Source organism: Pelosinus fermentans JBW45 (genome assembly GCF_000271665.2).
Taxonomy (GTDB): domain Bacteria; phylum Bacillota; class Negativicutes; order DSM-13327; family DSM-13327; genus Pelosinus; species Pelosinus baikalensis.
Genome location: NZ_CP010978.1, coordinates 3,642,614 through 3,654,677, shown reverse-complemented (window position 1 = coordinate 3,654,677; position 12,064 = coordinate 3,642,614). Strand labels below are relative to the sequence as shown.

Below are 12,064 nucleotides of genomic sequence, written 5' to 3'. Positions count from 1 at the left end.
ATGGCTTGGAGTTATCTTCCTCATACAAAAGCTGATAGACGTGAGATGCTAGATGCTGTTGGCGTTGCTTCAGTGGAAAAATTATTTGAAGACGTACCAGCCGATTTGCGAATGACCAGGACATTAAATTTGCCGCCAGCACTGCCTGAACAGGGCTTAGTTAAACATCTCAAAGCACTGGCAAAAGCGAATGTCAATCTTCAGGAATTAACCTGCTTTCTAGGTGCAGGAGCTTATGACCATTATATTCCCAGTGTAGTTCATCATATCATTGGACGTTCTGAATTTTATACTGCCTACACGCAATATCAGCCAGAGATTTCCCAGGGTTACTTGCAGGCGCTATGGGAATACCAGTCAATGATCTGCGAGATTACAGGCATGGAAGTGGCTAATGCCTCCATGTATGATGGCGGTACCGCCGTTGCTGAAGCCGCTATGATGGCGTGTGCCAGTTCTAAGAAAACGGCAATTGTAATGGCCGAGACTGTCCATCCCCATTATCGGGATACATTTCTGACCTATGCCAAGGATAAAAAGATCGAGCTTAAACTGGCGCCATATAGCGATGGCTTGACTGATTTAAACAAGATGCCCCAGATGATAGATGATTCGACAGCGGCTGTTGTCGTGCAATTTCCTAATTTCTTTGGCTGCATTGAGGATTTGAAAAGCATCGCAGAAATGGCCCACGCTAAGGGAGCATATCTGATTGCTGTTGTTGATCCTATTTCTATGGGGCTTCTAGAATCTCCCGGTGCGCTAGGCGCAGATATCGTAGTCGGAGAAGGTCAAGGCTTGGGAATTTCAATATCTTTTGGCGGTCCATATCTCGGTTTCTTTGCAACAACGGAAAAGCTCATGAGAAAAATGCCTGGTCGAATTGTCGGTCAGACAGTAGACAACAGAGGCAATCGTGGTTTTGTACTGACGCTTCAAGCTCGTGAACAACATATTCGGCGTGAAAAAGCTACCTCCAATATTTGTTCCAACGAAGCACTTTGTGCTTTGACATCTGCCGTTTACATGAGTACTTTGGGCAAAGCAGGTTTACGGGAGATTGCAGCACAATGCATTCAAAAAGCCCATTATGCATATCGTTCACTGACAAGTTTAAAAGGATGTGAACCGGTATTCTCGGGAGCATTTTTTAAGGAATTCACTGTCAGACTAAACAAACCAGTTTCTGATATCAATAAAAAATTGTTGGCTAAAAAAATCTTAGGGGGACTAGACCTTGGTAGATACTATCCCGAACTTGAAAATTGCATGCTCATCTGCGTTACTGAAAAACGTACCAAAGAAGAGATAGACTGGTTGGTTCGTGAAATGGGGGAAGTATTATGAAAACAAAACAATCAACTATATTCGAAATCAGCAAACCTGGTCGTTTCGCCTTAGATCTGCCCAAAAGTGACGTTCCCACTTATGAGATTGAAACACTTGTACCAGCTAACCTCCTAAGATCAAAATACGCGGAACTTCCGGAGGTAAGCCAACCAGATGTAATGAGGCATTATACCGCCCTCTCAAATCGAAACTTTGGTGTTGACTCGGGATTTTATCCCCTTGGTTCATGTACGATGAAGTATAATCCTAAAGTGAATGAGGATATCTGCCGATATCCAGGTTTTGCAGAGATTCACCCTTTACAGGATGTTGAGTCAACGCAAGGTGCGTTAGAACTTCTATATCAAATGGAACAGTATTTAGCAGAAATTGCCGGAATGGATGCGGTTACATTGCAGCCTGTGGCGGGTGCCCATGGTGAGTTGACAGGATTAAAACTCATCAGGCAGTATCATCGCTCGCGGGGTGAAGTAAGAACTAAAGTGATTGTGCCTGATTCTGCTCATGGTACAAATCCGGCCACCGCAGCTGTTTGTGGATTGGAAATCGTTGAAATTAAGTCCAATGATGACGGTTCAATTAACCTAGATGCGCTAAAAGCTGCTGTGGGTTTAGATACTGCGGCATTGATGCTTACTAACCCAAGTACGTTAGGTTTGTTCGAAAAAAACATCAAAGAAATTGCCCAAATCGTTCATGCTGCCGGCGGACTGTTATATTACGATGGGGCTAATACGAACGCAGTAATGGGGATTGTGCGTCCAGGCGATATGGGTTTTGATGTAGTACATATTAACCTCCATAAAACCTTTTCTACGCCCCACGGCGGCGGCGGACCTGGCTCTGGGCCTGTCGGTGTAAAAAAAGAGTTAACTCCATTTTTGCCTGTTCCCATAATAACCTTCGATGGGGGAAGATATGATCTGGAATATGATCGACCTCTCTCCATTGGAAGAATGCATTCTTTTTACGGTAATTTCGGAGTGATTGTACGGGCCTATGCCTATATCCGGACGATGGGACCAGATGGACTTCGGCAAGCAAGTGAAGATGCCGTTCTAAATGCAAACTATTGTTTGAGTCAATTAAGAGAAGACTACTACGCTCCCTTTGACCGGTATAGTATGCATGAATGCATAATCACCTCTAAAAATCAAAAGCAGTTTGGCGTAAAGACGCTGGATATCGCAAAACGACTATTGGATTATGGGTATCATCCGCCAACCATTTACTTTCCGCTTATCGTAGAGGAAGCGATCATGATTGAACCTACCGAGACGGAAAGCAAAGAAACGCTGGATGGTTTTATTAAGGCTATGCGGGAAATAGCGAAAGAAGCGAGAACTGACGTAACGCAAATTCTTAATGCTCCCCACGACACCGTTGTGGGAAGGCTTGATGAAACTGCGGCGGCACGGAAACCGGTAGTAAGATGGAAACCTTAGATTTGCTGGCCCAAGAGGGGTGGCGGATCAGGCAGAAAAATTTTCAGTCAAATATTAAATTTTCATATCCAAATGAAACCAAAGCTGTAAGTGTTACAGGAGACAAATGCGAGTTAAACTGCGCACATTGCGGAGGTCACTATTTAAAGGGGATGAAGGCACTTAAAGATATCCCGGAGGGGAATGGACTTACAGCACGCAGTCTTTTAATCAGCGGCGGGTGTTCAGCTGAAGGCAAGGTTCCCATCGCTGAGCATATTGCCCAAATTGCGGCAATGAAACAAAAGATGAAGTATAACGTACATGTTGGTCTGGTTGACGAGGAAGACATCCAGGAAATAGCTAAGGTAGCGGACAAAGTTTCTTTTGATTTTATCGGGGATGATGCAACGATAAAAGAAGTTTTAGGAATTGATCGTACCGTTTCAGATTATGTTGCATGCTATCAGAAACTTAAGAAAAGTTGTTCTGTGATTCCCCATATATGCATTGGACTTCATGGCGGCGAGATTAGAGGTGAATACCATGCGATCAGGCACCTGAAAGCACTTGGCGTAGACGGGATTACTTTTATTGTATTTACTCCAACGAAGGGTACACGTTTTGCCGATTGCAAGCCCCCTTCTATTGAAGATGTATTAAACATACTGGCCAGCGCGAGAAGAGAGCTTCCCGCGCTGCCGATTCATCTTGGATGCATGCGGCCAGGAGGTGCTTATCGTCAGGAATTAGACTTATGGGCAGTTCGCTTAGGGATCAACGGTATTGTAAATCCGGTTTCAGGAGCGGTACGGTTGGCTCAAAATCTCGGATTGACGATAGAGCGGCGAGAGGAGTGCTGTGTATTATGACGTTATGGAAGTTATCTACGGGAACAGCCAGTGTAATTGGTAAAAAACGAATCAAAAGTGAAGCGCTTCCCAATACCGCCTATATTATGCTGGGGGAAAAATGTCGCAACAACTGCAGCTTTTGTTCCCAGTCTCAGAGCAGCACTGCAAGAGGAGATCTTTTATCTAGAGTAACATGGCCTGCCTTTGATGCGAATGAAATTACATCAGGTATTTCCTCAGCCTATTCGAAAGGAGATCTAAAAAGAGTCTGCCTCCAGGTTGTTAACAGCGAAAATAGCTGGGATGCTACGTTAGAAGCAGTACGAAAATTAAGTGCAGATGGTCCTAAGCCTATCTGCGTGTCAAATCATATCGAGGATGCTGGGCAGGCCGCCGAAATGATTGCAGCAGGAGCTGAAAGAATTTGTATCGCAATGGATGCTGCCACTTCAGAGATCTACCGACTTGTTAAAGGTCAAGACTGGGAAGAAAGAATCCGTTTGTTGCAAGAGTGCGCGAGTACTTTTCCGGGAGCCGTAACGACTCACCTGATCGTCGGACTTGGTGAGACGGAAGAAGAAGCGGTGAATTTTATCGCTGATTGTATTGAACTCGGAATCACTGTGGGGTTATTTGCTTTTACACCGATACCAGGCACGGCTATGGCTGACAAGAGGCCCCCTTCCATCTCTCACTATCGGCGGGTGCAAATTGCTCATTATCTTATGCGTAAGGGCTATTGCCGCAGTGCAATCCGCTTTGCCAACGGAAAAATTAGCAGTTACAACGTTTCAGATTTAGTTAAGATGCTGGCCGATGGAAAGGCTTTTGAAACCACCGGCTGTGCTGACTGCAATCGACCGTATTATAATGAACGGCCTGGCGGAATTATGTACAATTATCCGCGGCCGCTCACCAGAGAGGAAGTCGAGCAAGCAATAACGGAGAGCGGTATAGGCGGTGAATCTTATGGTTTGGCGTGTTCTTGATACTGGCATAAACGATGCTGCCTTGAATATGGCAATCGATGAAGCAATTCTGTTGGCTCACAGTGCGGGAGACGTTCCTCCTACCCTCCGATTTTACGGCTGGAAACCAGCCGCAGTAAGTTTGGGATATTTTCAAAAAGCAAAATCCGAGATTGATCTAGAACAATGCGATACATTGGGCATCGATGTAGTAAGAAGATTGACGGGAGGTCGGGCGGTATTGCACGAAACGGAATTGACCTACAGTATTGTCGTCAAAGAGGATGATCCTCTCATACCCCAAACGATAACGGCATCATACCGGTATTTTAGTAATGGACTTCTTGCCGGCTTGGAAAAGATGGGTATTAGAGCGCAGATGAGTATGCCACGCGGGGCATATGGTAAGGTAAGAGAAAAGGATCAACATTCATCTGCCGCATGTTTTGATGCCCCGTCCCATTATGAAATTACTTATGAGGGACGCAAGCTGGTTGGCAGTGCCCAAGTTCGTAAGCATGGCGTCATACTTCAGCATGGATCAATTTTGTTACATTTCTCTGCTGAAAAACTTGCCGCTGTACTGAGGGTTTCTTCCTCCCAGAGACGACAATTCATGATCGGCATGCTGTCTAGCGGCGTGACATCGATTGATCAAATTCGAGGGTGCCATACAACATGGGAGGAGACGCGTGATGCTGTAATGGCTGAATTTGGTCCGAAGATCGGCGTTGATACCCAAAGAGGATGCCTGACCAAAGAAGAAGTAGAAACCAGCAAAATGCTTATAGAATCCAAATATAGTCAATCGCAATGGAATTTACTGCGTTAATGAGGGAGGGGGAAAGGCATGAGTTATGATGTAGCCGTTATTGGCGGCGGTCCGGGCGGATATGTAGCGGCCATTCGGGCGGCGCAGTTAGGCGCTAAGGTTCTTTTGATAGAGAAAGATCAATTGGGCGGTGTTTGCTTAAACCGGGGCTGCATTCCTACCAAGACGCTCTTGAAAAGCGCTGAAAAATGGCGTGATCTACAACATTGCAATGAATTTGGTCTTACGGCCGACAATATTGGCTTTGATTTTAAATTGGTGACCAAGCGTATGAATCAGGTAGTAGAGCAGATGCAAAAAGGTATTGGGCAATTGATAAAAAGTAATGGTATTGATTATAAAGTCGGAAGAGCAAGTCTTGCAGCCCGTAATCAAATAAACGTGAACACGAATTCAGGGACTGAGCAGTATTCTGCTCGGAAAATCATATTGGCAACTGGTTCTGTGCCAATGGGTTTGCCAGTGCCGGGAGGCGAATTGCCAGCGGTTATCAATAGTGATCAATTATTGGCAATGAACCAGGTGCCTGGAAATATGGTTGTTATTGGTGCGGGAGCAGTTGGGATTGAGTTTGCGGCAATTTTCCAGTCATTTGGCTGCAACATTACTGTGATCGAAATGCTGCCGAACATATTGCCGAATATCGATAATGAAATCGTAAAACGTATGGCGCTGCTCTTGCGCAAGCAGGGAATTAACATGTTGACCAATACCCGTGTGACTGGAATTAAACCTGGAAATAGGGGCGCTATTGTAGAGATTTCTAATGGAACCACTACGCAGCAAATCGAAACGGAAAAGGTGCTGGCGTCAATCGGAAGAATTCCGGTGGTTTCTGGGTTAGGCTTAGATGAGGTCGGAATTGAGTATACTTCCAAGGGTATTAAGGTCAACGCAAAAATGGAGACAACCGTTGAGGGCGTTTATGCAATTGGAGATGTCACAGGAGAATTCATGTGGGCACATGCTGCCTCGGCTGCGGGGATGATTGCTGCAGAAAACGCCTGCGGACAAAATGTAACGGTAGACTACAAGGCAGTTCCGGGGTGTATATACACGACACCTGAAGTGGCTATGGTGGGACTAACCGAGCAGGAAGCACTGGCTCAGGGGAAAGAGTTCAAAGTAAGTAAGTTTAATTTCGCTGCGAATAGTAAAGCAGTATCAATGGGTGAAACCGACGGCATGGTAAAAATCATTGCCGATAGGATAACGGATGAGGTTTTGGGAATGCATATTCTAGGCGCCCATGCCAGTGACTTAATTATGGAAGGGGTACTGGCAATTCAAAACAAACTGCCAGTGAAGGCAATTGCCCACACCATCCATCCGCATCCTAGTCTGTCCGAAACCATTATGGAATGTGCCCATGGAATTAACGGCGCTATTGTGCATCAAGTGAAAAGAAAAGCATAACTGGATGTTCTACTGAAGAAAAGCCAGTAAATATAGAAGATGGAGGGAAAGCATGATCAATTTGAAAGAATTTGACCCTGAACTTGCTGAAGCGATTGAGCTCGAGAAAAACAGGCAACAGAATAAATTAGAACTAATTGCTTCAGAAAATTTTGTAACCCCAATGGTCATGGAAGCGATGGGAACGGTATTGACCAATAAGTATGCGGAAGGATATCCTGGTCATCGCTACTACGGCGGGTGTGAATATGTAGATATTGTTGAAAGGCTGGCGATTGAAAGGGCAAAGAAAATATTTGGGGCGCAGCATGCCAATGTCCAGCCTCATTCTGGCGCGACAGCAAATACCGCAGTATATTTCGCCTTTTTAAAACCTGGCGATACCATTATGGGAATGAACTTATCCCATGGAGGACATTTGACTCATGGCAGTCCTGTCAGCATTTCTGGTAAGTATTTTAATGTGGTTTCCTACGGAGTTGATCGTGACAGCCACCTGATCGATTATGATGCAGTACGGGAGTTGGCTCTGACTCACAGGCCGAAAATGCTTGTGGCTGGAGCAAGTGCATATTCTAGAGTGATTGATTTTAAACGTTTTGGTGAAATTGCAAGAGAAGCTGGCGCAATGCTATTTGTAGATATGGCACATATCGCAGGGCTGGTGGCAGCCGGAATTCATCCGAGTCCTATACCTCATGCTGATATTGTGACTACCACGACTCACAAAACCTTGAGAGGACCTCGGGGCGGTATTATTCTCTGCAAGGAGGAGTATGCAAAAGCGATAGACAAAGCAGTGTTCCCTGGGATTCAAGGTGGTCCGCTCATGCATGTCATTGCCGCAAAAGCAGTTGCATTAAAAGAGGCGATGTGTCCGGAATTTTGCGACTACCAAAAGCAAGTGGTCAGTAACGCAAAGGCATTGGCGCAAACTCTAAAGAATACAGGTTTTGATCTGGTATCTGGCGGAACTGACAATCATCTGATGCTTGTCGATGTTAGGAAGCAGAATCTTACGGGAAAGGCAGCCGAAGGATTACTGGATGAAGTCGGTATTACCGTGAATAAAAACACCATTCCTTTCGAGACAACAAGTCCCTTTATAACGAGCGGAATTCGGATTGGTACGGCAGCGGTAACCACACGGGGCATGGAAGAAATAGCTATGAAGAAAATTGGGGAAACCATAGCGGCGGTACTTGAAAATCCTCAAAGCAAAGAAGTGCATGAGCGAGCTAAAGCTGAAGTACGTTTACTTTGCCAGGAATTTCCCCTTTATTAAAAGTGAAGTAATGTCGTTAGCCTTGGAACGCTAGTATGGAAAAGTATAATGAAAAAGGAGCAGCTAATTGATAGCTGCCCCTTTTTTACGCAAGACCAAAATTGTCATAGTATGTTAGATAATGCCAAGACCTTTGGATAAAACAAATGCGATTAACCCGCCGATCATAGGTCCAACTACAGGGACCCAGGAATAGGACCAATCCGAATCTCCTTTGCCCGCAATTGGGCATATTGCATGTGCAATACGAGGGCCTAAATCACGGGCAGGATTCAATGCATAACCTGTTGTACCGCCGAGGCAGGCACCTAAACCAAAAATCAAAACAGCGACCATATAAGGGCCATAGCCGGGGCTCATTGCGCCTACATTCTTGGAGAACATAGCGAATACGGAAAATACGAGCATAAAGGTAGCAATAATCTCACAAATCAGATTCTGGGAATAATTGCGAATTGCGGGTCCAGTACAAAAAACGGCTAACTTTACGCCCTTATCTTCTGTAATTTCCCAGTGACCTCGGAAAAATAGCCAAGTAATGCAACCGCCAAGCACGCCACCAGCAATTTGAACAAGCATGAGGGTGATTGCCTCGCCGGTTGCATAGCCTCCGTTTAACATTTTGGCAAAGGTTACTGCCGGATTCAGATCGCCTTGACCACCTAAAGCAACAGATACAAATACTCCCATAAGTACAGCTACTGCCCAGCCTGCAATGATATTCAGCCAACCAGCACCTTCTGCCTTTGAACCTTTTAGTAGTGAATTTGCAACTACCCCATTACCAAAAATAATAAGAACTGTGGTACCTACAAATTCTCCTAAAAATGGAGTTGTCATAAATTGAAATCCTCCTTAAAAATTTACTACCTTGTCTAAATCCGTGTAACCTCCTTTTTGCAATATTTTTTGTTTTCACATATATCTGTATTTGCGAATTTTCTGCAACAACCTGCAGTGAAAATTGCTTCTTTCCATTACATTCTTGCCGTGCTGATTCCTAAAAAATGCAAGTTAATTTTCCGAAATCCTCAGAATGATGGTTTAAACAAAGAATATAGGATATTTTTGCCGACATTCGCTAACTATAAAACTTTTAAAGATGCTATAGAGTCGTATGATTACAAAAATGGGATTCGGGAAAAATAGAATATTCTTATTGACACAAAGAAATCCGGATGATATACTGAAAAAAATTAAATGAACAGCCGATTGGAAAACCAAAGGCTAAGAATGTCCCTCTCTAGCAGAGGCATTCTTAGTCTTTTTTATTTTCAAATACAGCATAAGAAATTAAGGAGGGTCACTATGAAGTTAGTAAAGTTTGGTGTAGTTATGGCGTTAGTTCTTGCAGTTGCTGGGGGCTTGAGTGGATGCTCTAGTACTACGAATACTACAGAAAACAAAGGCACAAAAGTTAGAATTGCTCATTTTCCAAATATTACTCATTCTCAGGCTCTTGTTGGTAAGGCAGATGGTCAGTTTCAAAAAGCGTTTGGGGATGCGAATCCGATTGAATGGAAAACTTTCAATGCAGGCCCAGCGGAAATTGAGGCCTTATTTGCAGGAGAAGTTGATATCGGCTATATTGGACCAGGCCCTGCTATTAATGGTTATACAAAATCAAAAGGTGATTTGCAAATTATTGCTGGGGCAACTGATGCAGGAGCTATTTTAGTAACAAGAAAAGATTTAGTGTTAAAGAATGTAGGAGAACTTAGCGGTAAAAGGGTTGCAATTCCTCAGTTTGGGAATACCCAGGATTTAACTTTACGGCATATTTTACAAGAAAATGGTTTGAAAGATACTACAAAAGGCGGCACTGTAGAAGTAAGACAGGCTGACAATCCTGATATTAAAACGTTATTAGATAAGGGCGAAATTGATGCTGCTCTTGTTCCAGAGCCATGGGGCGCTCGTCTTGTAAATGAAGTAAAGGCGAATATACTACTAGATCATAAACAAGTTTGGAGAGATGGAAACTATACTACAGCCGTTGTAGTAGCAAGTTCAAAATTCATCAAAGAACATCCGGATCTAGTAGAAAAATTTCTGCGGACTCACGTAGAATTGACCGATTACATTAATAAAAACCCCGATAAGGCTAAGGAGACAGTAAATAGCCAAATCAAAGAATTAACTGGCAAACCGTTGGCGAAAGAGATTTTAGATGCTTCCTTTACAAGATTAACCGTCACCAATGATCCAGAAAAAGAGTCTGTGATTGGTTTTGTAAAATTGTCGGTAGATGCAGGCTTTATCAAGACTGCACCGGATTTAAAAGATTTGTTTAATCTAAAACTTCTTAATAAAGTTTTAAAAGAAAAAGGGCTACAAGAAATAGGGGACTGAGGTGTTATTGATGAGTGTAGTAGTAGAAAATATCAGTAAGAGCTTTATTACTAAAAATGATACGATAAATACTCTTAGTAACATTAATGTTGAGTTTCATAAAGGAGAGTTTGTTTGTATTCTAGGTCCCTCTGGGTGCGGGAAGTCGACTTTGCTCAATATTATCGCTGGATTAGAGAAGGAAACCTCAGGCAGAGTGATTTGCAATGGGAAAGAAGTGAAAGGAGCCGGTCCGGACCGAGTCGTTATGTTCCAGGAACCGGCCCTATTTCCCTGGTTAAAAGTAATTGATAATGTTGAATTTGGCATGAAACTAGCTGGTATTTCCAAGGATGAACGAAGAGAAAAAGCCATGAAATACTTAAAAATGGTGCATCTTACCCGCTTTCAAAACTGTTATATACACGAATTATCAGGCGGTATGAGGCAAAGGGTGGCCTTGGCTAGATCACTGACTCTTGATTCAGATATTCTGCTGATGGATGAACCCTTTGCTGCACTGGATAGCCAGACGAAGAATATCCTGCAGTTAGAATTGCAGCAGATTTGGCTGGAAACCAAAAAAAACATTATCTTTGTTACTCATAATGTGGAAGAGGCGGTTCTCTTAGCCGATCGGGTTATTGTCATGTCAGCCAATCCAGGAGCGATAAAAAAAGAGTTTCATATCCAGCTTGCTCGTCCAAGGCAGCCAGACAATATTGATTTAGCTTATCTTGCAGCAGATATTATGAAAGAATTAAAAGAGGAGGTGGAGAAGGTTGCCAAAGCTGAATTCGACACTAATTGGACTAGTAAAAAAGATCTTGTTTTACCTGATTCTGATAGCGATATGGGAACTGGCATATAAGATAGGAGTAGATTGGCTGAGGTTATGGAAGCCGTATATATTTCCTTCTCCCATCGCTGTCTTTACCACCTTATGGAGCTTAATAATAGATGGAACGATGAGCATTGCCGTATTTGCAAGTGCAAAACGAATCTTTCTGGGCTATATGTTATCCATTATCATAGGGATTTTTGTTGGTCTGGCGATTGTTCGGTTTAAATATTTAGATGAAAATGTAAGTCCATTGATCTTAGGACTACAAACCTTGCCGAGTATTTGCTGGCTGCCGTTCTCTATCCTTTGGTATGGATTAAATGAAAGTGCTATTATCTTTGTTATCACCATTGGGTCAACCTTTGCGGTATCCATTGCCATCGAATCGGGTATGAAGAATATAAATCCTTTGTTTGTGAGGGCTGCAAAGACCATGGGGGCCAAGGGCTTTAATCTCTATTGGAATGTGATTATTCCAGCGAGCCTTCCTAGTATTATTTCAGGACTAAAGCAGGGCTGGTCCTTTGCCTGGAGAGCTCTCATGGCAGGAGAAATGATCTCTGCCACAAAAGGTCTGGGGCAGGTTCTCATGGTCGGACGGGATTTAGCTGATATCAGTCAAGTTATGGCGATTATGATTGTGATTGTTATTCTGGGAGTTGCGGTAGATAAGCTGATCTTTGGTAGAATGGAAATCAATATTAGACAAAAATGGGGCTTAGATAAAGCCTAGTAATAAGAAGAACTGTGTGAAAGGCAA

General features: G+C 43.5%; 11 protein-coding genes. 10 read left to right on the top strand and 1 reads right to left on the bottom strand.

Features of this window, described 5'->3' with window-relative positions; all coding sequences use genetic code 11:
* The 7 genes from gcvPA to glyA are packed head-to-tail and all read left to right on the top strand — an operon-like array spanning position 1 to position 8,129.
* Positions 1 to 1,347 carry an aminomethyl-transferring glycine dehydrogenase subunit GcvPA gene (gene gcvPA, locus JBW_RS16270; RefSeq protein WP_007958388.1) on the top strand — a complete coding sequence of 449 codons (1,347 nt, stop codon included), beginning with the start codon at positions 1 to 3 and terminating at the stop codon, positions 1,345 to 1,347.
* Positions 1,344 to 2,795 carry an aminomethyl-transferring glycine dehydrogenase subunit GcvPB gene (gene gcvPB / locus JBW_RS16265; RefSeq protein WP_007958386.1) on the top strand — a complete coding sequence of 484 codons (1,452 nt, stop codon included), beginning with the start codon at positions 1,344 to 1,346 and terminating at the stop codon, positions 2,793 to 2,795. Before gcvPA ends, gcvPB begins: the two co-directional genes overlap by 4 nt.
* Positions 2,783 to 3,646 (top strand): radical SAM protein, encoded by an 864-nt coding sequence (locus JBW_RS16260; protein WP_036681435.1) that lies wholly within the window; start codon positions 2,783 to 2,785, stop codon positions 3,644 to 3,646. Before gcvPB ends, JBW_RS16260 begins: the two co-directional genes overlap by 13 nt.
* Positions 3,643 to 4,617 carry a radical SAM protein gene (locus tag JBW_RS16255; RefSeq protein WP_007958382.1) on the top strand — a complete coding sequence of 325 codons (975 nt, stop codon included), beginning with the start codon at positions 3,643 to 3,645 and terminating at the stop codon, positions 4,615 to 4,617. Before JBW_RS16260 ends, JBW_RS16255 begins: the two co-directional genes overlap by 4 nt.
* A complete protein-coding gene (locus tag JBW_RS16250) occupies positions 4,598 to 5,428 on the top strand; it encodes a lipoate--protein ligase family protein (protein ID WP_007958380.1) in 831 nt (276 codons plus the stop codon). The genes JBW_RS16255 and JBW_RS16250 overlap by 20 nt, the downstream gene beginning before the upstream one ends.
* A gap of 18 nt (positions 5,429 to 5,446) precedes the next feature.
* Complete coding sequence (gene lpdA, locus JBW_RS16245; protein WP_007958378.1) at positions 5,447 to 6,844, top strand: dihydrolipoyl dehydrogenase; 1,398 nt, start codon at positions 5,447 to 5,449, stop codon at positions 6,842 to 6,844.
* Between the two features lie 52 nt (positions 6,845 to 6,896).
* Positions 6,897 to 8,129, top strand: a complete 1,233-nt coding sequence (glyA, locus tag JBW_RS16240) for a serine hydroxymethyltransferase (RefSeq protein WP_007958376.1) — start codon at positions 6,897 to 6,899, stop codon at positions 8,127 to 8,129.
* A 114-nt stretch (positions 8,130 to 8,243) separates the two neighbouring features.
* Here glyA and JBW_RS16235 read toward each other — a convergent pair whose 3' ends face one another.
* Positions 8,244 to 8,969, bottom strand: a complete 726-nt coding sequence (locus JBW_RS16235) for an MIP/aquaporin family protein (RefSeq protein ID WP_007958374.1) — start codon at positions 8,967 to 8,969, stop codon at positions 8,244 to 8,246.
* 468 nt (positions 8,970 to 9,437) lie between these two features.
* Here JBW_RS16235 and JBW_RS16230 point away from each other — a divergent pair, with 468 nt between their 5' ends.
* Genes JBW_RS16230 through JBW_RS16220 form a run of 3 tightly spaced genes read left to right on the top strand, consistent with a single transcriptional unit; the run spans position 9,438 to position 12,037 of the window.
* Positions 9,438 to 10,481 (top strand): aliphatic sulfonate ABC transporter substrate-binding protein, encoded by a 1,044-nt coding sequence (locus tag JBW_RS16230; RefSeq protein WP_007958372.1) that lies wholly within the window; start codon positions 9,438 to 9,440, stop codon positions 10,479 to 10,481.
* Between the two features lie 10 nt (positions 10,482 to 10,491).
* Complete coding sequence (locus tag JBW_RS16225; protein ID WP_007958364.1) at positions 10,492 to 11,331, top strand: ABC transporter ATP-binding protein; 840 nt, start codon at positions 10,492 to 10,494, stop codon at positions 11,329 to 11,331.
* Positions 11,243 to 12,037 (top strand): ABC transporter permease, encoded by a 795-nt coding sequence (locus JBW_RS16220; RefSeq protein WP_235333837.1) that lies wholly within the window; start codon positions 11,243 to 11,245, stop codon positions 12,035 to 12,037. Before JBW_RS16225 ends, JBW_RS16220 begins: the two co-directional genes overlap by 89 nt.
* Positions 12,038 to 12,064 lie beyond the last annotated feature (27 nt).

Excerpts from the sequence above, each read along its gene's own strand:
- gcvPA (WP_007958388.1), top strand. The coding sequence starts at position 1 with ATGGCTTGGAGTTATCTTCCTCATACAAAAGCTGATAGACGTGAGATG.
- gcvPB (WP_007958386.1), top strand. The coding sequence starts at position 1,344 with ATGAAAACAAAACAATCAACTATATTCGAAATCAGCAAACCTGGTCGT.
- JBW_RS16260 (WP_036681435.1), top strand. The coding sequence starts at position 2,783 with ATGGAAACCTTAGATTTGCTGGCCCAAGAGGGGTGGCGGATCAGGCAG.
- JBW_RS16255 (WP_007958382.1), top strand. The coding sequence starts at position 3,643 with ATGACGTTATGGAAGTTATCTACGGGAACAGCCAGTGTAATTGGTAAA.
- JBW_RS16250 (WP_007958380.1), top strand. The coding sequence starts at position 4,598 with ATGGTTTGGCGTGTTCTTGATACTGGCATAAACGATGCTGCCTTGAAT.
- lpdA (WP_007958378.1), top strand. The coding sequence starts at position 5,447 with ATGAGTTATGATGTAGCCGTTATTGGCGGCGGTCCGGGCGGATATGTA.
- glyA (WP_007958376.1), top strand. The coding sequence starts at position 6,897 with ATGATCAATTTGAAAGAATTTGACCCTGAACTTGCTGAAGCGATTGAG.
- JBW_RS16235 (WP_007958374.1), bottom strand. The coding sequence starts at position 8,969 with ATGACAACTCCATTTTTAGGAGAATTTGTAGGTACCACAGTTCTTATT.
- JBW_RS16230 (WP_007958372.1), top strand. The coding sequence starts at position 9,438 with ATGAAGTTAGTAAAGTTTGGTGTAGTTATGGCGTTAGTTCTTGCAGTT.
- JBW_RS16225 (WP_007958364.1), top strand. The coding sequence starts at position 10,492 with ATGAGTGTAGTAGTAGAAAATATCAGTAAGAGCTTTATTACTAAAAAT.